Genomic DNA, 20,340 nt, shown 5'->3' with positions numbered 1-20,340 from the left:
ATTTGAAATAAGGTGCGGTCTGATGCCCTCACCCCAACCCTCTCGCACTGGGAGAGAGGGGCAACCTACTCCGGACAATCCCTCTCCCTTGAGGGAGAGGGTCAGCTCAGTTTGCTACGGACGATAAACCTTCACGTTCGCAAAGCCCTGCTCGCGCAGGTACAGCGCCTGCAGGCGACTCATCACGCCACGCTCGCACCACAGCAGGTACGTTTTGCTCTGATCCAGATCGCCAAACTTGGTGCTCAGCTTGTAGAACGGCAGCGAAGCGATTTCCACACCTTCCACCTTCAGCGGCTTCTCGTCCTGCTCGTCGATGGAGCGAATGTCGAGGATCACGTCGTTGGCGCCAAAACCGCTGACGGTTTCCACTTCCACCACTTCTTCGCTGGTCCGCTCGGCGATTGTACGAATATCAACGTTGCTCGCTTCCGCCACGACTTTGTCGAGGATCGCGAAATCGAAGTTCTGCTCTTCGGCTTCAATCTTCGCCTTCACCGCTTTCACGGTCGGGCTCTTCGAAATCACGCCGCAGTATTCCGGCATGGTGCGGGCGAAATCTTCGGTACCGATTTCACGCGCCAGGTCGATGATGTGCTCTTTATCGTGAGAAATCAGCGGGCGCAGGATCAGCGTGTCGGAGACGTTGTCGATCAGACGCAGGTTGGTCAGCGTCTGGCTGGACACCTGGCCCAGCGCTTCGCCGGTAACCAGCGCCTGCACGCCGTAGCGCTCTGCCACCTGAGAAGCGGCGCGCATCATCATACGTTTCAGTACTACGCCCATCTGGCCGTCGTCGACTTTCTCAAGAATTTCGCCGACAACAGGCTCGAAGTTGATCGCCACGAAACGCACTTTGTGGGAACTGCCATAGCGGTTCCACAGGTAGTGTGCCACCTGACGAACGCCGATTTCGTGCGCCGCGCCGCCGAGGTTGAAGAAGCAGTAGTGCACGCGACAGCCGCGACGAATCAGCATATAGCTGGAAACGCCGGAGTCGAAGCCGCCGGAGATCAGCGACAGCACGTCTTCCTGGGTGCCGATTGGGAAACCGCCGATGCCTTCGTAGCGGCCTTTCACCAGCAGCAGGCGATCGTTTTCGATCTCCAGATGCACGGTAACGTCCGGGTCGGTCAGCTTCACGCGGGCCGTTTCGATGTGCTGGTTCAGACCGCCGCCCACGTAACGTTCCACTTCGATGGAGGTAAACTCATGCTTGCCGCGACGTTTTACGCGCACGCAGAAAGATTTGCCTTCCAGCTTTTCGCGCCACAGCGGCAGCGTCTGCTCGAAAATATCGTGCAGGGAAGTGAACGGCACATCTTCCACTTCCAGAATGTGGTGGATGCCGGGAATGCGGGTCAGCGCATCACGGATAACCGGACGCTGGTTTTCATCTTTGGCACGAACTTCGATGTGATCCCAGTGACGAACAACGGCGAGCGTCTCGTCATAGTGCTTCAGCACGTTACGAATGTTCCCGGTGAGCATCTTTATAAAGCGTATGCGCACAGATTGGCTCTTGATGGTGATTTCCGGGAACAATTTAATGATAAACTTCATGGCGGCAATGGTTCGTTGGCAACCCCGATGGGGTCTGTAGAATAAAATACAGCAGCCATGACTTCCCGGCTGCATCCAGGCGCGGAAGTATACCACCATCGAGGTCAACCTGCGCGTTACCATTATGCGTTATTTCATATGCCCGAGGACTTCGCTACCATAGGCAAGTCGCGATACAACAGAGTCAAACATTCACTATGCCGAAGAAAAATGAAGCGCCAGCCACCTTTGAAAGTGCACTGACTGAACTTGAGCAGATTGTTTCCCGCCTTGAAAATGGCGACCTGCCGCTGGAAGATGCGCTGAATGAGTTTGAGCGCGGCGTGCAGCTGGCGCGTCAGGGCCAGGTGAAACTGCAGCAGGCCGAGCAGCGTGTGCAAATCCTGCTGGCCGATAACGAAGAAGCCCCGCTGACTCCCTTCACGCCGGACGCCGAGTAAAAGATGGATTTTCCGCAACAGTTACAGGCCTGCGTAGAGCGGGCTAACGAAGCGCTGCGCCAGTTTATTGCGCCGCAGCCTTTTCAGAACACTCCACTGGTCGAAGCCATGCACTATGGCGCACTCTTGGGCGGTAAGCGTCTGCGTCCATTTTTGGTGTACGCCACGGGCCGCATGTTTGACGTCAGCCTCTCCACGCTGGATGCGCCTGCGGCGGCAGTGGAATGCATTCACGCTTATTCACTGATTCACGACGATTTACCGGCGATGGACGATGACGATCTGCGCCGTGGCCAGCCAACCTGCCATATTAAATACGGCGAAGCGAACGCGATTCTGGCCGGAGACGCGCTGCAAACGCTGGCCTTTTCTATACTGAGTGATGCGCCCATGCCGGAAGTGGCCGATGCGTTCCGTCTGAAGATGGTTTCCGAACTGGCGCAGGCCAGCGGCGTGGCGGGCATGTGCGGCGGTCAGGCTCTGGATCTGGAAGCCGAAGGCAAGCAGGTTGATTTGCAGGCGCTCGAGCGCATTCATCGCCATAAAACCGGGGCGCTGATTCGCTCAGCCGTTCGCCTTGGCGCACTCAGCGCAGGTGAAAAAGGCCTGGCGGCCCTGCCGGTGCTCGACAAATACGCCGAGTGCATTGGCCTCGCCTTCCAGGTGCAGGATGACATTCTGGATGTGGTAGGGGATACTGCGACCCTTGGCAAACGCCAGGGTGCCGATCAGCAGTTAGGCAAAAGCACCTACCCTGCCCTGTTGGGACTTGAGCAAGCCCAAAGTAAAGCCCGTGATCTCATTGAAGAGGCCCGCCAGTCGTTAACGGTACTGGCCGCGCAGTCTCTGGACACCACGGCACTGGAAGCGCTAGCGAATTACATTATTCAGCGCGATAAATAATAATACCTTACGAGCTACCGATGAGTTTTGATATTGCCAAATACCCGACGCTGGCGCTGGTGGAATCCACTCAGGAACTGCGTCTGTTGCCTAAAGAGAGCCTGCCGAAGCTCTGCGACGAACTGCGTCGCTACCTGCTCGACAGCGTGAGCCGCTCCAGCGGACACTTCGCCTCCGGGCTTGGCACGGTGGAACTCACCGTGGCGCTGCACTACGTCTACAACACCCCGTTCGATAAGCTTATCTGGGACGTGGGCCATCAGGCTTATCCGCACAAAATTTTGACCGGACGCCGCGACCGTATCGGCACCATTCGCCAGAAAGGCGGCCTGCATCCGTTCCCGTGGCGCGGTGAAAGCGAGTATGACGTGCTGAGCGTCGGCCACTCATCGACCTCCATCTCCGCCGGGATCGGCATTGCCGTCGCCGCAGAGAAAGAAGCCAAACAGCGCCGCACCGTCTGTGTGATTGGCGACGGGGCGATCACCGCAGGCATGGCGTTTGAAGCCATGAACCACGCGGGCGACATCAAGCCAGACATGCTGGTTATCCTTAACGATAACGAAATGTCTATCTCCGAGAACGTCGGCGCGCTGAATAACCATCTGGCACAGCTGCTCTCCGGCAAGCTCTACTCCTCACTGCGCGAAGGCGGTAAGAAAGTCTTCTCCGGCGTGCCGCCAATCAAAGAGCTGCTCAAGCGTACCGAAGAGCACATCAAAGGCATGGTTGTGCCAGGCACGCTGTTTGAAGAGCTGGGCTTTAATTACATCGGCCCGGTCGACGGTCACGATGTGCTGGGTCTGGTCAGCACGCTGAAGAATATGCGCGACCTGAAAGGCCCACAGTTCCTGCACATCATGACCAAGAAAGGCCGGGGTTATGAGCCTGCGGAAAAAGACCCGATCACCTTCCACGCCGTACCAAAATTCGATCACACCAGCGGCGTGCTGCCGAAAAGCAGCGGCGGCCTGCCGGGTTATTCGAAAATCTTCGGCGACTGGCTGTGTGAGACGGCAGCAAAAGACAACAAGCTGATGGCCATCACGCCTGCGATGCGTGAAGGCTCAGGCATGGTCGAATTTTCCAAAAAATTCCCTGACCAGTATTTCGACGTGGCAATTGCCGAGCAGCATTCGGTCACCTTCGCCGCAGGCCTGGCGATTGGCGGCTACAAGCCGGTGGTGGCGATTTATTCCACCTTCCTGCAACGCGCCTACGATCAGGTTATCCATGACGTTGCCATTCAGAAGCTGCCGGTGCTGTTTGCTATCGACCGCGCGGGTATCGTCGGTGCCGACGGCCAGACGCACCAGGGCGCGTTCGATCTCTCCTATCTGCGCTGCATCCCGGACATGGTCATCATGACCCCAAGCGATGAAAACGAATGCCGCCAGATGCTCTTTACCGGCTATCACCACAGCGAAGGCCCAAGCGCGGTGCGTTATCCGCGCGGCAGCGGCACGGGTGCTGAGCTGAAACCGCTGGAAAAATTGCCGCTCGGCAAAGGCATTGTTAAGCGTCAGGGTGAGAAAATCGCCATTCTGAACTTCGGCACCCTGCTGGCAGATGCCGACATTGTGGCGAACAACCTCAATGCCACGCTCGTCGATATGCGCTTTGTGAAGCCGCTGGATGAAACGCTGATTCTGGAGATGGCCGCGCAACACGACGTGCTGGTGACGCTGGAAGAGAACGCCATTATGGGCGGCGCAGGCAGCGGCGTGAACGAAGTGCTGATGGCACACCGCAAACCGGTGCCCGTGCTGAACCTCGGCCTGCCGGACTTCTTCATTCCACAAGGCACACAGGAAGAAGCGCGTGCGGCTATCGGTCTCGACGCCGCAGGCATCGAAGCAAAAATCACCGCCTGGCTCGCCTGACCTTCCCCCTTTCCGCTCCTGCTATGCTTAAAGGATATTCATCGCAGGAGTGGAACCATGCAATACAACAAATTAGGAACGACTGACCTTAACGTTTCCCGCTTGTGCCTCGGCTGTATGACCTTTGGCGAGCCCGATCGCGGCAATCACGCCTGGACGCTGCCGGAAGAGAGCAGCCGCCCGATCATCAAACACGCCCTTGAGGGCGGCATTAACTTCTTCGACACCGCCAACAGCTATTCCGACGGCAGCAGCGAAGAGATTGTCGGCCGCGCCCTGAAGGATTTCGCCCGCCGTGAAGACGTGGTGGTCGCGACCAAGGTTTACCACCAGACGCAAGACCTGCCGCAGGGGCTTTCCCGGACGCAAATTCTGCGCTCAATTGACGACAGCCTGAAGCGCCTGGGCATGGAGTACGTCGACCTGCTGCAAATTCACCGTTGGGACTACAACACGCCGATTGAAGAGACGCTCGAAGCGCTGAATGACGTGGTGAAAGCCGGGAAAGCACGCTACATCGGCGCATCGTCCATGCACGCCTCACAGTTTGCCCAGGCGCTGGATTTACAGAAGCAGCACGGCTGGGCGCGCTTTGTCACCATGCAGGATCACTACAACCTCATCTACCGTGAAGAAGAGCGTGAGATGCTGCCGCTGTGCTACAGCGAAGGCGTGGCGGTAATTCCATGGAGTCCGCTGGCGCGCGGTCGTTTGACCCGTCCGTGGGGCGAAACAACGGCCCGCGTGGTGTCCGATGAGTTTGGTAAAACGCTCTACAGTACGACTGAAGCTAACGACGCGCAGATCGCCGAACGTCTGGCGGCAATTGCAGAAGAGCTGGATGTTTCAAGGGCGCAGGTTGCGCTGGCATGGCTGTTGAGCAAGCCTGGCGTGGCGGCACCGATCATCGGCACCTCCAGAGAAGAGCAATTGGATGATTTGCTGAACGCGGTAGATATTACGCTGAAACCGGAGCAGATCGCCGAGCTGGAAACGCCTTATCAGCCGCATCCGGTGGTAGGGTTTAAGTAGCTCCCCTCACCCTAACCCTCTCCCCGAAGGGGCGAGGGGATCGAACGACCCCTCTGAAACGCCTGTTTTTCTCCCTCTCCCCAAAGGGGCGAGGGGATCGATCGAACCCTCTGAAACGCCTGTTTTTCTCCCTATCCCCGAAGGGGCGAGGGCATCGAACGAACCTTCTGAAACGCCTGTTTTTCTCCCTCTCCCTTTCAGGGAGAGGGCCGGGGTGAGGGTCTGAGCGCTAAATAATCCCAATTGGCCAGTGGTGACCAATCACATACAGCATCGCGGCGGCAATCACGCCGGCGATAATGTCATCGACCATGATCCCCATTCCGCCGTGCACGTTGCGATCAAACCAGCGGATTGGCCACGGCTTCCACATGTCGAAAATGCGGAACAGCACAAACCCGATGGCAACCCACTGCCAGGCGTTGGTGGGCAGCGCCATCAGCGTTATCCACATGCCGATAAACTCATCCCAGACGATGCTGCCGTGATCGTGCACGCCCATGTCTTTCGCCGTGCGATGACAAATGTAGACGCCAATGCAGATCCCGAGCATCACCACCAGCGAATAGAGCTGCCACGGCAGGAAGGTCATCAGGTACCAGAAGGGAATAGCGGCAATCGATCCTGCCGTACCGGGCATAATTGGGCTTAGCCCGCTGCCGAAACCGGTGGCTAACAGATGCCAGGGATTCAGCAGGTTCAGGCGGCTTTTGGCTACGTCTTTACTGCGCAAAATGATCGTACCCCTTCCAGTCGAGCGTGACTGGCTTGCCGTCACGCTGAAAATGCAGGCCTTCCACGTCGGCACTGATTTGGCCGATGCAGGTATAGTTCATGCCGAAATGACCGAGCGCCACGTCCAGCGCACCGCGATTCAGCTCTGGCACGGTAAAGCACAGTTCATAATCTTCGCCGCCGGAAAGCGCCCAGCGCAGCGCCTGCTCTGGCTCTACGTGGCGCTTCATTGCTTCTGAGTATGGCAGCAGATCGAGATCGATACGCGCGCCGCATTCGCTGGCCTTCAGGATATGGCCGAGGTCAGAAATCAGGCCGTCGGAGATATCAATGGCGGCGTTCGCAAGATTGCGCAGTGCCTGCCCTGTGAGAATACGCGGGGTTGGATGCAGGTGACGTTTCACCAGATAGTCCGCGTCTTCCTGCGGCTGAACGCGTAAGCGATCCTGCAAAATTGCCAGCCCTGCCGCGCTGTCGCCCGGCGTGCCGGTGACATAAATCCAGTCGCCTGGCTTCGCACCAGAACGCTTCAGCGCACGCCCTTCCGGCACAAAGCCGTGGATGCCGAGCGTCATCGACAGCGGCCCTTTGGTGGTGTCACCGCCGATCAGCTGCATATCGTAGTAATTGAGCTGTTCGAACAGGCTGTCGCTGAAGGCGGCAAGCCAGGCTTCATCAACATCAGGTAACGTTAATGCCAGCGTGAGCCACGCCGGATCGGCCCCCATGGCAGCGAGATCGCTTAGGTTCACCGCCAGCGCCTTTCGCGCTAAATCAGCAGGATCGATATCCGGGAGGAAATGAATGCCCGACACCAGCGTATCGGTGCTGATCGCCAGGGTTTGCTTTTCGGGAACGTTGAGAAGTGCGCAGTCGTCGCCAATGCCTGTTTCGACATCCAGTCGGGAGCTTCTGACGCGATCAAAATAACGGGCAATGAGAGAAAATTCGCCGCAAGCCATAGGTCATGCCTCGAGCCGGGAAAAGAGAAAGCCGACGATAACGGAGTGCCCGTTAACGTCGGCTAAACAGATTACTTCTTGCGGGGACGGATGACCGGAGCTGCTTTGTCCAGCACGCCGTTAACAAACTTGTGGCTGTCTTCAGCGCCGAAGGTTTTCGCCAGTTCGATAGCTTCGTTGATGGCCACTTTGTACGGCACATCATCGCGTTTTGCCAGTTCGAACAGCGCAATGCGCAGCACGGCTTTCTCCACCTGGCCCAGCTCTTCGAGCAGACGGGACAGGTACGGCTTCATCAGGCCGTCAAGATATGCGCTGTTGGTCGCCACTCCGGACAGCAGTTCGCGGAAGTACACAACGTCGACGTCTTTCACGTCCTGTTCCGCCAGGAACTGGTATTCAACATCAGAGATGTCGTTATGGGACAACTGCCAGGAGTAAAGCGCCTGGACAGCGCACTCACGGGCGCGGCGACGAGCAGCAGGTTTCACGGAATTCCCCTTACAAAATTCAGGCCTTGATGGCCTTCAATACATTAATCATTTCCAGCGCGGTCAGTGCAGCTTCTGCACCTTTGTTACCGGCCTTGGTGCCAGCGCGTTCGATGGCTTGTTCGATGCTTTCGGTGGTCAGAACGCCGAAGGCAACCGGAATTTCACTGTCCTGCGCAACGTGCAGCAGGCCATTGCTTGCTCCACCGGCGACATATTCAAAGTGAGCAGTACCGCCACGAATTACGGTGCCCAGCGCGATCACTGCGTCATATTTACCGGTCTTCGCCAGTGCGCCTGCTGCCAGCGGCAGTTCGTACGCGCCCGGAACCCAGACAACGGTAATGTTTTTGTCATTCACCTGGCCAATGCGCTTCAGGGCGTCAACCGCACCTTCCAGCAGGCTGTCGTTGATGAAGTTGTTAAAACGCGCAATGGTGATGGCGACGCGGGCTTCAGGTGCCGCTACGTTAGCTTCGATAATGTTCATACTTTTCCTTTTGGGATTCGACTTACCCCATGAGGGGGGCGGATTTTATCATAATATTTCGCGCGCTGCTTCGGTTATTGAGAGCAACTTACGCCGGTCTTAAATGCAGACAGAGATCCGGGCCAACGTGGCGTATCTCGCTGAAACTGAATTGGGGTGCATCGGCCAGTTTCTCAAGCCCTGGCAGGACACATAACCCCCGCGCGTCGCTGCCTAACAGTTTAGGCGCAACGTAAACAATCAGCTCATCGACGAGGCCTGCCTGGAGCAGCGCCCCGGCAAGCGTCGGCCCCGCCTCCACCCAGATGCTGTTAATTTGCTGTTTGCCCAGCTGCATCATCAGCAGGACTAAATCGAGATGGCCGTTGTGCTCCGGAATATTCAGGGTACGCACGTTTTCCGGCCACTGGCGATCGTCATTTTGCGTGCGGGCAAACCAGGTTTCGCCAGGTTGCTGCACGATGCGGTGGTCCGGCGTGACCTGATTCAGCCTGTCGAGCACGATACGCAAGGGCTGACGCAGATTCTCCTGCGGGTAGCCAGCCTTAACGTCTTCGTTGAGTTCTTCCCAACGCACGGTCAGCGCCGGGTTATCCGCCAGCACCGTGGCGCTGCTGGTTAAAATTGCGTGGCTTTCGGCACGCAGACGCTGCACGTCGCGGCGTGCCTGTGGGGAGGTTATCCACTGACTCTCGCCGCTCGCCATTGCCGTGCGCCCGTCGAGAGAGGCGCCGAGCTTGAGCTGAATATAAGGAAAACCGGTGCGCATGCGCTTCAGAAAGCCTTTGTTGAGCGCTTCGGCTTCGCTCATCATCAGCCCGTGGCTGACTTCAATGCCTTCCTGTTGCAGACGATACAGACCGCGCCCTGCCACCTGCGGGTTTGGATCCTGCATGGCGGCCACCACACGGCTGACGCCTGCGGCAATCAGCGCCTCGCAGCAAGGCGGCGTGCGGCCATGATGGCTGCACGGTTCGAGGGTCACATAAGCCGTGGCACCTTTCGCTTTTTCACCTGCCATACGCAGGGCATGCACTTCCGCGTGCGGTTCTCCGGCACGATAATGCGCCCCTTCACCGACGATGACGCCATCGTTCACGATAACGCAGCCGACGCGCGGGTTAGGATGAGTGGTAAAACGCCCCTGGGCTGCCAGCTTCAGGGCTCGCGCCATATACATTTCATCAAGCATGGGTCAGTCCTGTAGGCGGGCGATCTCTTCGCCAAATTCTTTGATGTCTTCGAAGCTGCGGTAAACGGAGGCAAAGCGGATGTAGGCGACTTTATCGAGTTTTTTCAACTGCTCCATCACCAGGTTGCCGATCTGCTTGCTCGGTATTTCGCGTTCGCCGGTGGCACGCAGCTGAGATTTTATGTGATTGACCGCCATTTCGACGTCATCTGAACTCACCGGGCGCTTTTCCAGCGCTTTTTGCAGGCCGCTGCGCAGTTTGTCTTCATTAAAAGGCTCGCGGACATCGTTGCTTTTCACCACCCGCGGCATAACGAGTTCTGCCACTTCAAAAGTGGTGAAGCGTTCGTTACAGACCAGGCACTGGCGACGACGGCGTACGGACGATCCTTCCCCAACAAGACGGGAGTCGATCACTTTGGTATCTACGGCGAAACAAAATGGGCAATGCATGGCGCGTCCTGACGAAGAAGTGTGACATTTTTCTATTTTACCACGACCCGCACGGCTGCGTCATTTTGAGACAAACACCCGATGGCTTTCAGGAAGAGGCTGCTACCATTAGCCCCAACAACACTGAAAAGGAACCCTAACAATGACAAGACGTTTTGTTCGAATTCTGGCGCTGGGCAGCCTGTTCACCCTTAGCGCCTGCGCACAGCAGCAGGAAGTTCGTCAGATGCAGCAGAGCGTCAGCGCGCTGAATCAGGACATGAGCAAACTCAACCAGGCAACGGTGAAAATCACTCAGCAGAATTCACTGAATGCGAAATCGTCGAGCGGCGTGTATCTGCTGCCAGGGTCTAACACACCGGCCCGCCTGGAGAGCCAGATTGGCACCCTGAAAATGTCGCTCATCAATATCGCGCCAAACGCCGATGGCCTGTGCGCCACGCTGCGTATTCAGGGTGAATCCAACGATCCGCTGCCTGCGTTTAGCGGCACCGTCGAATGGGGCGTGATTCAGGGCACGACCGACAGCTATCAGGAAGTGAATGTTAAAAACCAGCTGATTAACGCCCCGGCGAGCATCCTGGCCCCGAGCGATGTGGATATTCCACTCCAGCTGAGCGGCAGCGATCCTAAGCAGCCGGTGTTTGTGCGCATCCACGACATTCAGCCCGTCAATACACAGTAAGCGTTTGTTGCCGGATAGCGCCCGTTATCCGGCTCCTTTTGAGTCCTTTCGAACACCTTTCGACATCTTCCGTCATCCTTTCCGTTTTTCAGAAAACCCTGGAAACATTTGTGATAATCCGTACAATCCCCGCCGGCAATGTACGCAAACGTGAACGCAATCGATTACGTATTTGAGAAAACTGTGAAACACCACATATTTTTGTGAGCAATGATTCTTATAATAGGCCTCGCAGAAAATGGTTACATTTAGAAACGCTCCAGCGACTCTTTTCACTCCCCGAAAGGGATATCAATAAGTGGCATCATGATGAAAAAAACATTACTTGCAGCAGGTGCAGCACTCGCACTTTCTACGTCTTTCACCGCAAGCGCTGCAGAAAACAGCAAACCAGAATACGTTTCTGACTGGTGGCACCAGAGCGTCAACGTGGTTGGCAGCTACCACACCCGCTTCGGACCAAAAATCAATAACGACGTCTACCTCGAGTACGAAGCGTTTGCGAAGAAAGACTGGTTTGATTTCTACGGCTACATTGATATTCCAAAAACTTTCGGCGCAGGTAACGGCAACGACACCGGCATCTGGGATGATGGCTCACGCATGTTCATGGAGATTGAACCGCGCTTCTCCATCGACAAACTGACCGGCACCAGCCTGGCGTTCGGCCCGTTCAAAGAGTGGTACTTCGCGAACAACTACATCTATGACATGGGCGCGCACGGCAACGATGCCAGCAAGCAGAGCACCTGGTACATGGGTCTGGGGACCGATATCGACACCGGCCTGCCAATGAGCCTCTCTCTGAACGTGTATGCCAAATATCAGTGGCAGAACTACGGCGCAGCGAACGAAAACGAGTGGGACGGTTACCGCTTCAAGGTGAAATACTTCGTGCCAATCACCCAGATGTGGGGCGGCCAGCTGAGCTATATCGGCTTCACCAACTTTGACTGGGGTTCAGACCTCGGCGACGAAGATTTCCGCGATCTGAACGGCAACAAGGCGCGCACCAACAACTCCATCGCCTCCAGCCACATCCTGGCGCTGAACTACGATCACTGGCACTACTCTGTGGTAGCCCGTTACTGGCACAACGGTGGCCAGTGGAACGACGATGCAAGCCTGAACTTTGGTGACGGCAACTTCAACGTCCGCTCTACCGGCTGGGGTGGTTACCTGGTCGTGGGTTACAACTTCTGATAACCCCTGTTTGCCGGGCGGCAGCTTCGCTTTGCCCGGCCTACAAAACCCAACCGTAGGCCCGGTAAGCTTGCGCCACCGGGCAATTTAATTACTTGAGACTCAACGCTTTACTCTGATCCAGCAGCCACGGCCGCAAATACCCGACGGTGTTGGAGAACGGTAACACGCACTCCGGTAAGCTAATCCCCACCTCTTTCTGAAGCCAATTGCGCCTTGCCTGCACGCGCGCCCAGAGTTGCGGGTATTCAGCAGCAAGCTGTTCGCGCAGAGCTTCATCGGCCAGCGCCACGGTGTCTTCAATGCTCGCACCCGCATAACCTGCGCGAGAAGGGATGATGTCGATTTGCAGCAGCATACCGCTGGCAAGCAGAATGTCAGACCCGGCAGACACCGGCGAGCAGAGCCACTCTTCGTCCGCCACCAGATGCCCCGGATTGAGATGCCAGTGATAGTCGGCTTTCGGCAACACGTCCTCGATCACCTGATACAGCTCCCCGCCCGTCATGCCCGGATGGATGTTCTCCAGCCAGGTCGCCACCGCGCGAAAGTAAGGGATTGCGACCACGTCCAGATAATCACTGACGGCTTCGGGCAGCTGCGTCTCGTTTTCCACGACGTAAGCCGCGCGGCTGCTGAGGCCGCCCTTATAGCTGACGGTCAGGGAGAATTTATCGCCCTGCTGAATCTGCTTATCGGAAGGATAGAGGTTCGCATGCGCAAAACGATCGCCTGTCGCGGCGATGGTCACAACGTTATTAAGCTGCCCGTCTGCCGCAAGCAGGCTGGCAATCTGCTTCTCGGTTTTCCCAGGCTCCACCGCATTCAGCGCCCGAAGGATCGCCGTTGATGCCAGGTTTGCACCGTATTCGTAATGGGCAAGCTCATTGGCGTTATTGATTACGCGCGCTCCGTAGGCCGGAGAGATAAATACGCCCGTCGCGTTGCGCAGTTCTGCCTCCGGAGCGGCCTCACGAATGGCATCCACAATGAAAGCAGGCATGTCGAACATCTGCCGCACGTTGTCATTCTGCCCGGTGAACAGCTTCCAGCCTGCCAGCCCCAGACTTTTATTCGCCATAATACCCGCCGCCCGCAGGGTTTCAGGCAAAGACTGCGTGTTATCCATCGGCTGATTCGGCAGGGAGAACCACGGCGCGTGCAGGACGCGGTTTTTGAGACGAGCGTGCGGGGCAAGCTTCAGGTTTTCATTGCCAAGCACCAGCCCCGCTTCGCCATCCTGATGCAGCACCAGCAACGCTTCTTCAAAACGAGGGATAAACCCGGTGAGGTATTCGAAATTGCCGCCGTGCTCTTTGTCGGCATAGACAATCAGCGTGTCGATTTTCTGCTGCTGCATCCTTTCCAGCACGCGACTTTTGCGCTCAGCAAGCGTGGCGTCGGTAAGGATAACGGAGGGTTGTTCGGCCCAGCACTTAGGCTGAGAAACCGGGGCGAGAGTGACGGGTCTGTTTACGGTCATTTCCTTGTGACTTCCTGTAATAAGAACATGCCGCTACCATACCTGCCCGCTGGAGGAATGCACTCCCTCTTTTACCGTTCTTTGAACTACGGCGAGTTCCTGTCCTCGCAACGTACCTTGCGCAGGAAATCGTTCAGGGAACGGTCGGCGCGCTCGGCGAAACGACGCCCTGTCGGGTTGAGGCTCAGGCAGCGATCGAGGCGGAAGCTGCGATAATCCTCCCGCCGCTCGCACCAGGCCGCCAGCACCCAGTTCTCTCCCCAGTAGAAAAGCCCCAGCGGCTGAACGTCTCTTTGAGAAAGCTGTCCCGCCTCATCGCCATAGTGCAGGGCGAGCACTTCCTGTCGGGAGATGGCGCGATGAACCTCATCAAATCGCTGTTTACAAAAGCCGCGATCGCCAAAATCAGGAGCAAAAATGCGCGACTGCTCAGCCCTGCGGCGGCTCTCTTCGGGCAGGATGGCCAGCAGCTTTTCCTGTGCGGATTCCAGCTCCGATGACAGCAGCGCCCCACCCCAGGTACGCAACAGGCGAGTGGCGGCGATCAGCGCTTCCGATTCGGCGGGCGTCAGCATCAGCGGCGGTAAATGAAAGCCGTCCATCAGCCGATAGCCAACGCCTGCCTCGCCTTCGATCGGCACGCCGGAAACCGACAGATCCTGAATATCGCGGTAGATAGTGCGGGGCGACACCCCAAGCCGTTCAGACAGCAGAGCCGCCGTGGTCAGCCTTCTGCCTCGAAGGATCTGCACAATCTGAAACAACCGGTCGGCGCGTCGCGACATAGTGACTCCTGAGCGTCAGGCGGGCTGATGCAGCCCGATGCGATTGCCCTCGCTGTCGAGGAACAGCGCAATCGTACCGATGTTATTCGGCAGCGCAAGCGGACCGAATACGCATTCCCCGCCCTCTGCAGCTACGCGTTCAAGCGTGGCTTTTAAATCGTCTGTGTGCAGGTAGATAACGCAGCCCTGATCTGATGGCGAAACTGCTTCAAATTTGACAACCGCACCGCCAGGGGCAGGATCCTCATGCGGGAACACGGCCATTTCCACGCCTTCCATTTTTTCCTGACGCAGGGAAACCTGCATGACCTTCTCATAGAAGGTTACGGCACGGGCAAAGTCGGATGCGGGAATTTCAAACCAGTTGATAATGTTCATACAGCCTCCAGTGGATATGGGTGAGTTCCCGGACAGCATAGAACAGGGCTACTGACAGCATAGTGTCAGCAGGAGCAAAAAAAAACCGCAGCACAAAGGCTGCGGTTTAGCGGAGGATTGATGCGCTTACGGCAGGATGGAAGGCTGGTCGGCGCCCTCTTTCTCTACTTTCTGCTGCAGCAGGTGTTCGCGCTTCATGCCAAGCTTCAGCGCCAGCGCGGATGCCACGTAGATGGACGATACGGTACCGATGGAGACACCGATAAGCATGGTCAGCGAGAAGCCTTCCAGCACCGGGCCACCGAACAGGAACAGCATCAGGATAACCATCAAAGTGGTACCGGATGTGATCAACGTACGGTGCAGCGTCTGGGTCAGGGAGACGTTAAAGATCTCGTAAGGCGTGCCGCGACGAATCTTGCGGAAGTTCTCACGAATACGGTCCGAGACCACGATGCTGTCGTTCAGCGAGTAGCCGATAACCGACATCAGCGACGCGACGATGGTCAGGTCAATCTCAATATGGAACAGCGAGAGAATGCCCATGGTGATCACCACGTCGTGCGCAAGCGCGATAACCACACCAGCAGCCAGACGCCACTCGAAGCGGAAGCCAACGTAGACCAGAATGGAGATCAGTGCCGCCATCAGCGCCATTGCCCCGCTCTGCGCCAGGTCAGCACCCACGCTCGGCCCCACGAACTCAATACGCTTGATGGCTGCGTTCTGAGAGGTGGATTCGTTAATCACGGTCAGCACTTTGCTGCCTAACTCCTGGCTGCCGCTCTCGGTTTTCACCGGAGGCATGCGCACCATGATGTCGTGGCTGCTGCCAAAGTTCTGCACCAGTGGCTCAACGAAGCCTGCTTTTTCAAGCGAGGCGCGCGTTTGCTCCATATCCACTGGTTTTTCCAGCGTAATTTCAATCACCGTACCGCCGGTGAAGTCGAGACCCCAGTTGAAGCCGCGCACGCCGATCACGATGATCGACGCCACCAGCAACAGGCCCGATATGGCAAAGGCCCAGAAGTCCCAGCGCATAAAGTCATAGACTTTACGGCCGTGGTTCAATTGTTCAACAGTATATTCCTGTGCCACAACGCACTCCTCAGATAGACAGCTTGTTGATGCGTTTGCCGCCGTAGATCAGGTTTACGATGGCACGGGTGCCGACGATCGCGGTAAACATGGAAGTCGCCACACCGATACCGGTAGTGATGGCGAAGCCTTTAATTGCACCGGTACCGACCGCGTACAGGATGATAACTTTAATCAGCGTGGTGATGTTCGCATCGAAGATGGAACTGAATGCGCCACGGTAACCTTCGTCAATCGCCTGCTGAACGGTACGTCCGTTGCTGAGCTCTTCCTTAATACGTTCGTTAATCAGTACGTTAGCATCGACCGCTACCGCAAGGGTTAACACGATACCCGCAATGCCTGGCATACTTAGCGTGGCCCCCGGCAGCAGCGACATAATGCCGACGATCAGCACCAGGTTCGCAATCAGCGCGGAAGTCGCGATCAGACCAAACTTCTTGTAGAAGAAGATCATGAACAGAATCGACACCACCAGACCCGCCAGACAGGCTTCCAGACCCTGCTTGATGTTCTGCAGACCCAGAGTTGGACCAATGGTACGTTCTTCAACAATCTGAATTGGCGCAATCAGCGCACCGGCACGCAGCAGCAGCGACAGCTGGCGCGCTTCGTTCGGGTTGTTGATCCCGGTGATACGGAAGCTGTTGCCCAGGCGAGACTGGATGTTCGCGACGTTAATCACTTCTTCCTGTTTCACCAGTACGGCACGGCCCTTCGCATCTTTCTTACCGCTGTCTTTGTACTCCACGAACAGGGTCGCCATCGGCTTACCGATGTTGTCCTTAGTGAAGTTAGACATGATGTTACCACCGGCGCTGTCGAGCGAGATGTTAACCTGCGGCTGGTTGTATTCGTCCTGGCTTGAGGTGGAATCGGTGATGTGGTCACCGGTCAGGATCACGCGTTTGTACAGCACAATTGGCTGGCCTTCACGGGTGTTCTTCACCTCAGAGTCGCCCGGTACGCGGCCGGAAGTGGCAGCAGACTGATCGACGTTGGTGTTCACCAGACGGAATTCCAGCGTCGCGGTCGCGCCCAGAATCTCTTTCGCACGCGCGGTGTCCTGAATACCAGGCAGTTCAACCACAATGCGGTCTGCACCCTGACGCTGTACTACCGGCTCGGCAACGCCCAGCTGGTTAACACGGTTACGCAGGATGTTGATGTTCTGCTGTACGGCATACTCACGCGCTTCTTTCAGACGTGCGTCGGTCATCGCCGCGCGCAGCTGATTGCTGCCCTGGCTTGAGATAACCAAATCACGATGGCGCGCCGTCAGATAGTCGACAGCCTGATCGCGTGCCGCGCTGTCGCGGAACGTAATGCTCAGACCGTAGTTATCGGCTTTCTGTACCGTGGTATAACCGATGCCCTTTTCACGCAGATCGCTGCGCAGGCTATCGATATTTTGTTCCTGGAGTTTACCCAGCGCGGTGTCCATATCCACTTCCATCAGGAAGTGCACGCCGCCACGCAGGTCAAGGCCGAGCTTCATCGGTTCGGCTTTCATCATGGCGAGCCAACGCGGGGTCGCCGGAGCCAGGTTAAGCGCCACGACATACTTGTCACCCAGCACGTCTACCAGCGCTTCACGCGCGCGCAGCTGGATGTCAGTGGAGTCGAAGCGAGCAAGAATTGCGCCCTCTTCCAGTGCCACAGACTTCGCGGTGATTTTTTCTTTTTCTAAAGTGTTCTGGACCTGGATCAGCGTTTGCTCACTGGCGGCGTTACCACGCACGCCAGTGATTTGAACAGCCGGATCCTCACCATACAGGTTGGGAAGTGCGTAAAGCAGGCCGACGAGAATCACGACGACCAGCATAATGTACTTCCACAAAGGATAACGGTTTAACACGGCAGTTCCCTTTGGGAAAACAAGAAATTACAGCGCCTTCATGGTGCCTTTCGGCAGCACGGCAGCGACGAAGTCACGCTTGATAACCACTTCGGTGGTATCGTTCAGCGCGATGGCAATGTAGCCTGCTTCAGCGACTTTGGTCACGCGACCAACCAGACCGCCGTTGGTCAGCACTTCATCACCTTTAGCGATGGAGTCCATCAGCTTCTTGTGCTCTTTGGTACGCTTCTGCTGTGGACGCAGGATCATGAAGTAGAAAATCAGACCGAACACCACCAGCATCAGGATCAGAGACATCGGGCTGCTTTGGCCCGGTGCACCGGTAGCGGCTACCGCATCAGAAATAAAAAAGCTCATTGAATTTCCCTCATTATTAAAATTAATCAACGTTTAAAGGCGGAACGTCCCGACCCTGGCGTTGGTAAAACTCCGTCACAAAGCTCTCTAATTTACCCTCTTCGATAGCCTTGCGTAAACCAGACATTAAGCGCTGATAGTAGCGAAGATTGTGGATGGTATTGAGACGCGCGCCCAAAATCTCGTTACAGCGGTCGAGATGATGCAAATAAGCGCGTGAATAATGGCGACAGGTGTAGCAATCGCACTCGGCGTCGAGTGGGCTGGTGTCGCTTTTATGCTTCGCGTTACGGATTTTCACCACGCCGTCGGTGACAAACAGGTGACCGTTGCGGGCATTACGCGTTGGCATCACGCAGTCGAACATGTCGATACCGCGACGCACGCCTTCCACCAGGTCTTCCGGTTTGCCCACGCCCATCAGGTATCGTGGTTTATCTGCCGGGATCTGCGGGCAAACATGCTCGAGGATGCGATGCATGTCTTCCTTCGGCTCACCAACAGCCAGGCCGCCGACAGCGTAGCCATCAAAGCCTATCTCCACCAGACCTTTGACGGAGATATCGCGTAAATCTTCGTAAACGCTGCCCTGGATAATGCCGAACAGTGCGTTCTTGTTCTCAAGTGAATCAAAACGATCGCGGCTGCGTTTCGCCCAGCGCAGGGACATTTCCATTGAGCGCTTGGCGTAATCCCAGTCCGCCGGGTATGGCGTACATTCGTCGAAGATCATCACGATGTCGGACCCGAGATCGTACTGAATCTCCATGGATTTTTCCGGATCGAGGAAAATCGGATCGCCGTTGATCGGGTTGCGGAAGTGCACCCCCGCTTCGGTGATCTTACGGATGTCGCCGAGGCTGAAGACCTGGAAACCGCCGGAATCGGTGAGGATCGGGCCTTTCCACTGCATAAAGTCGTGGAGATCGCCGTGCAGCTTCATGATCTCCTGACCCGGGCGCAGCCACAGGTGGAAAGTGTTGCCGAGAATAATCTGTGCGCCGGTGGCTTCGACTTCTTCCGGCGTCATCCCTTTTACGGTGCCGTAGGTGCCAACGGGCATAAAGGCTGGCGTTTCAACCACGCCACGATCGAAGACCAGGCGGCCGCGGCGCGCGCGTCCGTCGGTAGTATCGAGTTCAAATTTCATTCTTGCTCCAGCGTCAGAAAGACAGTCTGACGTATTAACCGAGCGCCGCGGAATTATTCCCCAACGCGTTCATTGATTGCGGACGGATTGTACGTGATGTACATGGCATCCCCGTAGCTAAAAAAGCGATATTTTTGTTCTACCGCAGACTTGTAGGCGTTCATCGTGTGCTGATAACCGGCAAAGGCCGACACCAGCATGATGAGCGTCGATTCCGGCAGGTGGAAGTTGGTCACCAGCGCATCGATCACTTTGTACTGATAGCCTGGATAGATAAAGATTTGCGTGTCGCCGAAGAAGGTTTCGATCAGATCGTTCTTCGCCGCCTGCGCCGCGCTTTCCAGAGAACGGACGGACGTAGTGCCCACGGCAACCACTTTGCTGCCGCGCGCTTTCGCCGCCAGTACCGCATCCACAACTTCCTGCGGCACTTCCGCATATTCAGAGTGCATGATGTGATCTTCAATGCTGTCCACTCTCACCGGCTGGAAGGTTCCTGCGCCAACGTGCAGCGTCACGAACGCCATCTCAATGCCTTTTTCACGCAGTTTCGCCAGCAGCGGTTCGTCAAAGTGCAGGCCCGCCGTTGGGGCGGCGACCGCGCCAGGCTTCTGGCTGTAGACGGTCTGGTACAGTTCGCGGTCGGCGTCTTCGTCCGGACGATCAATGTACGGCGGCAGCGGCATGTGGCCGATGGCGTTGAGGATATCGAGCACCGGGCGCTCGTCGTTGAATTCGACTTCGAACAGCGCATCGTGGCGCGCGGTCATGGTCGCTTTGATGCTCTCGTCATCGCCCAGCAGCAGTTCCGCGCCCGGCTTCGGCGCCTTCGAGGCGCGAATATGTGCCAGAATACGTTTATCATCGAGCATGCGCTCAACCAGCACTTCAATCTTGCCGCCGCTGGCCTTGCGACCAAACAGGCGCGCCGGGATCACGCGGGTGTTGTTAAAGACCAGCAGATCGCCAGGGTTGAGCTTCTCAAGCAGATCGGTGAAAGTACCGTGCGTCAGCGCGCCCGTTGGCCCATCCAGTGACAGCAATCGGCAGCCACTGCGCTCCGGCTGTGGGTAGTGGGCAATAAGAGATTCGGGCAGTTCAAAAGTAAAATCGGCGACGCGCATGACGGTGACTCAAGCATAATAAAGAGGCGGGTAGTCTAGTGGCAGGCCGCTTTGGCTGCAACCGATAAGCCC

The 20,340-nt window shown here is 56.7% G+C and carries 21 protein-coding genes; 6 read left to right on the top strand and 15 right to left on the bottom strand.

All coding sequences use genetic code 11. From position 1 onward, the window contains the following. Positions 1 to 114 precede the first annotated feature (114 nt). Positions 115 to 1,563, bottom strand: coding sequence for a tRNA uracil 4-sulfurtransferase ThiI (thiI, locus tag CRO87_RS03225; RefSeq protein WP_097161485.1), 1,449 nt, complete (start codon positions 1,561 to 1,563; stop codon positions 115 to 117). Positions 1,564 to 1,760: 197 nt separating this feature from the next. Between thiI and xseB the strand changes: the two genes are divergently transcribed. From xseB to CRO87_RS03205, 4 genes are read left to right on the top strand one after another with little or no spacing between them, the layout of a single operon-like run. Beyond that, the gene (xseB, locus tag CRO87_RS03220) at positions 1,761 to 2,003 is read left to right on the top strand and encodes an exodeoxyribonuclease VII small subunit (protein ID WP_097161484.1); all 243 of its coding nucleotides are present in this window, start codon (positions 1,761 to 1,763) and stop codon (positions 2,001 to 2,003) included. Positions 2,004 to 2,006: 3 nt separating this feature from the next. After that, positions 2,007 to 2,906, top strand: a complete 900-nt coding sequence (gene ispA, locus CRO87_RS03215) for a (2E,6E)-farnesyl diphosphate synthase (RefSeq protein ID WP_097161483.1) — start codon at positions 2,007 to 2,009, stop codon at positions 2,904 to 2,906. 20 nt (positions 2,907 to 2,926) lie between these two features. Further along, entirely contained in the window at positions 2,927 to 4,789 is a 1,863-nt protein-coding gene (gene dxs / locus CRO87_RS03210; protein WP_097161482.1) for a 1-deoxy-D-xylulose-5-phosphate synthase, read from the top strand. 57 nt (positions 4,790 to 4,846) lie between these two features. Next, complete coding sequence (locus CRO87_RS03205) at positions 4,847 to 5,821, top strand: aldo/keto reductase (RefSeq protein ID WP_097161481.1); 975 nt, start codon at positions 4,847 to 4,849, stop codon at positions 5,819 to 5,821. Between the two features lie 229 nt (positions 5,822 to 6,050). On the opposite strand, the gene pgpA is transcribed toward CRO87_RS03205, so the two are convergent. The 6 genes from pgpA to nrdR all read right to left on the bottom strand — a co-directional run bounded on the left by pgpA (position 6,051) and on the right by nrdR (position 10,144). Then, a complete protein-coding gene (pgpA, locus tag CRO87_RS03200) occupies positions 6,051 to 6,599 on the bottom strand; it encodes a phosphatidylglycerophosphatase A (RefSeq protein WP_097161480.1) in 549 nt (182 codons plus the stop codon). Then, a complete protein-coding gene (thiL, locus tag CRO87_RS03195) occupies positions 6,544 to 7,518 on the bottom strand; it encodes a thiamine-phosphate kinase (RefSeq protein WP_097161479.1) in 975 nt (324 codons plus the stop codon). The genes pgpA and thiL overlap by 56 nt, the downstream gene beginning before the upstream one ends. A 71-nt stretch (positions 7,519 to 7,589) precedes the next feature. Beyond that, on the bottom strand, positions 7,590 to 8,009 hold the full coding sequence (gene nusB, locus CRO87_RS03190) for a transcription antitermination factor NusB (protein ID WP_097161478.1): 420 nt from the start codon (positions 8,007 to 8,009) through the stop codon (positions 7,590 to 7,592). Positions 8,010 to 8,028: 19 nt separating this feature from the next. Next, entirely contained in the window at positions 8,029 to 8,499 is a 471-nt protein-coding gene (gene ribE, locus CRO87_RS03185) for a 6,7-dimethyl-8-ribityllumazine synthase (protein ID WP_097161477.1), read from the bottom strand. A gap of 88 nt (positions 8,500 to 8,587) precedes the next feature. Continuing rightward, positions 8,588 to 9,691 (bottom strand): bifunctional diaminohydroxyphosphoribosylaminopyrimidine deaminase/5-amino-6-(5-phosphoribosylamino)uracil reductase RibD, encoded by a 1,104-nt coding sequence (ribD, locus tag CRO87_RS03180; RefSeq protein ID WP_097161476.1) that lies wholly within the window; start codon positions 9,689 to 9,691, stop codon positions 8,588 to 8,590. A gap of 3 nt (positions 9,692 to 9,694) precedes the next feature. Beyond that, positions 9,695 to 10,144, bottom strand: coding sequence for a transcriptional regulator NrdR (nrdR, locus tag CRO87_RS03175; protein ID WP_097161475.1), 450 nt, complete (start codon positions 10,142 to 10,144; stop codon positions 9,695 to 9,697). A gap of 142 nt (positions 10,145 to 10,286) precedes the next feature. On the opposite strand from nrdR, the gene CRO87_RS03170 reads away from it, so the two are divergent. Together CRO87_RS03170 and CRO87_RS03165 are read left to right on the top strand one after the other, a co-directional pair. Continuing rightward, positions 10,287 to 10,829, top strand: a complete 543-nt coding sequence (locus CRO87_RS03170) for a DUF3251 domain-containing protein (protein ID WP_097161474.1) — start codon at positions 10,287 to 10,289, stop codon at positions 10,827 to 10,829. A gap of 309 nt (positions 10,830 to 11,138) precedes the next feature. Then, a complete protein-coding gene (locus CRO87_RS03165; RefSeq protein ID WP_097161669.1) occupies positions 11,139 to 12,032 on the top strand; it encodes a nucleoside-specific channel-forming protein Tsx in 894 nt (297 codons plus the stop codon). Positions 12,033 to 12,123: 91 nt separating this feature from the next. Here the strand turns inward: CRO87_RS03165 and CRO87_RS03160 are convergent, their stop codons facing one another. The 8 genes from CRO87_RS03160 to queA form a co-directional block, all read right to left on the bottom strand. Beyond that, positions 12,124 to 13,515: a M24 family metallopeptidase gene (locus CRO87_RS03160; RefSeq protein ID WP_097161473.1), complete on the bottom strand. Its 1,392-nt coding sequence runs from the start codon at positions 13,513 to 13,515 to the stop codon at positions 12,124 to 12,126. Positions 13,516 to 13,601: 86 nt separating this feature from the next. After that, the gene (locus tag CRO87_RS03155; protein ID WP_097161472.1) at positions 13,602 to 14,300 is read right to left on the bottom strand and encodes a YafY family protein; all 699 of its coding nucleotides are present in this window, start codon (positions 14,298 to 14,300) and stop codon (positions 13,602 to 13,604) included. A gap of 15 nt (positions 14,301 to 14,315) precedes the next feature. Next, on the bottom strand, positions 14,316 to 14,678 hold the full coding sequence (locus CRO87_RS03150) for a VOC family protein (RefSeq protein WP_097161471.1): 363 nt from the start codon (positions 14,676 to 14,678) through the stop codon (positions 14,316 to 14,318). Between the two features lie 126 nt (positions 14,679 to 14,804). Next, on the bottom strand, positions 14,805 to 15,776 hold the full coding sequence (gene secF / locus CRO87_RS03145) for a protein translocase subunit SecF (protein WP_097161470.1): 972 nt from the start codon (positions 15,774 to 15,776) through the stop codon (positions 14,805 to 14,807). Positions 15,777 to 15,786: 10 nt separating this feature from the next. Beyond that, positions 15,787 to 17,634 (bottom strand): protein translocase subunit SecD, encoded by a 1,848-nt coding sequence (gene secD / locus CRO87_RS03140; RefSeq protein ID WP_097161469.1) that lies wholly within the window; start codon positions 17,632 to 17,634, stop codon positions 15,787 to 15,789. 27 nt (positions 17,635 to 17,661) lie between these two features. Next, positions 17,662 to 17,994 carry a preprotein translocase subunit YajC gene (gene yajC / locus CRO87_RS03135; protein ID WP_097161468.1) on the bottom strand — a complete coding sequence of 111 codons (333 nt, stop codon included), beginning with the start codon at positions 17,992 to 17,994 and terminating at the stop codon, positions 17,662 to 17,664. A 22-nt stretch (positions 17,995 to 18,016) separates the two neighbouring features. Continuing rightward, entirely contained in the window at positions 18,017 to 19,144 is a 1,128-nt protein-coding gene (gene tgt / locus CRO87_RS03130; RefSeq protein ID WP_097161467.1) for a tRNA guanosine(34) transglycosylase Tgt, read from the bottom strand. Between the two features lie 53 nt (positions 19,145 to 19,197). Further along, complete coding sequence (queA, locus tag CRO87_RS03125) at positions 19,198 to 20,268, bottom strand: tRNA preQ1(34) S-adenosylmethionine ribosyltransferase-isomerase QueA (RefSeq protein WP_097161466.1); 1,071 nt, start codon at positions 20,266 to 20,268, stop codon at positions 19,198 to 19,200. Positions 20,269 to 20,340: the final 72 nt, after the last annotated feature.

Origin of the sequence: Enterobacter sp. CC120223-11 (genome assembly GCF_900215375.1) — a bacterium.
Classification (GTDB): Bacteria; Pseudomonadota; Gammaproteobacteria; order Enterobacterales; family Enterobacteriaceae; genus Scandinavium.
Note: the sequence above shows the minus strand (reverse complement) of the source record. Positions and strands in the feature narration are given on the sequence as shown.

What these genes read in the sequence shown, in the direction of transcription:
- thiI (WP_097161485.1), bottom strand. Translation starts at nt 1,563, where the DNA reads ATGAAGTTTATCATTAAATTGTTCCCGGAAATCACCATCAAGAGCCAA.
- xseB (WP_097161484.1), top strand. Translation starts at nt 1,761, where the DNA reads ATGCCGAAGAAAAATGAAGCGCCAGCCACCTTTGAAAGTGCACTGACT.
- ispA (WP_097161483.1), top strand. Translation starts at nt 2,007, where the DNA reads ATGGATTTTCCGCAACAGTTACAGGCCTGCGTAGAGCGGGCTAACGAA.
- dxs (WP_097161482.1), top strand. Translation starts at nt 2,927, where the DNA reads ATGAGTTTTGATATTGCCAAATACCCGACGCTGGCGCTGGTGGAATCC.
- CRO87_RS03205 (WP_097161481.1), top strand. Translation starts at nt 4,847, where the DNA reads ATGCAATACAACAAATTAGGAACGACTGACCTTAACGTTTCCCGCTTG.
- thiL (WP_097161479.1), bottom strand. Translation starts at nt 7,518, where the DNA reads ATGGCTTGCGGCGAATTTTCTCTCATTGCCCGTTATTTTGATCGCGTC.
- ribE (WP_097161477.1), bottom strand. Translation starts at nt 8,499, where the DNA reads ATGAACATTATCGAAGCTAACGTAGCGGCACCTGAAGCCCGCGTCGCC.
- ribD (WP_097161476.1), bottom strand. Translation starts at nt 9,691, where the DNA reads ATGCTTGATGAAATGTATATGGCGCGAGCCCTGAAGCTGGCAGCCCAG.
- nrdR (WP_097161475.1), bottom strand. Translation starts at nt 10,144, where the DNA reads ATGCATTGCCCATTTTGTTTCGCCGTAGATACCAAAGTGATCGACTCC.
- CRO87_RS03170 (WP_097161474.1), top strand. Translation starts at nt 10,287, where the DNA reads ATGACAAGACGTTTTGTTCGAATTCTGGCGCTGGGCAGCCTGTTCACC.
- CRO87_RS03165 (WP_097161669.1), top strand. Translation starts at nt 11,139, where the DNA reads ATGAAAAAAACATTACTTGCAGCAGGTGCAGCACTCGCACTTTCTACG.
- CRO87_RS03160 (WP_097161473.1), bottom strand. Translation starts at nt 13,515, where the DNA reads ATGACCGTAAACAGACCCGTCACTCTCGCCCCGGTTTCTCAGCCTAAG.
- CRO87_RS03155 (WP_097161472.1), bottom strand. Translation starts at nt 14,300, where the DNA reads ATGTCGCGACGCGCCGACCGGTTGTTTCAGATTGTGCAGATCCTTCGA.
- CRO87_RS03150 (WP_097161471.1), bottom strand. Translation starts at nt 14,678, where the DNA reads ATGAACATTATCAACTGGTTTGAAATTCCCGCATCCGACTTTGCCCGT.
- yajC (WP_097161468.1), bottom strand. Translation starts at nt 17,994, where the DNA reads ATGAGCTTTTTTATTTCTGATGCGGTAGCCGCTACCGGTGCACCGGGC.
- tgt (WP_097161467.1), bottom strand. Translation starts at nt 19,144, where the DNA reads ATGAAATTTGAACTCGATACTACCGACGGACGCGCGCGCCGCGGCCGC.
- queA (WP_097161466.1), bottom strand. Translation starts at nt 20,268, where the DNA reads ATGCGCGTCGCCGATTTTACTTTTGAACTGCCCGAATCTCTTATTGCC.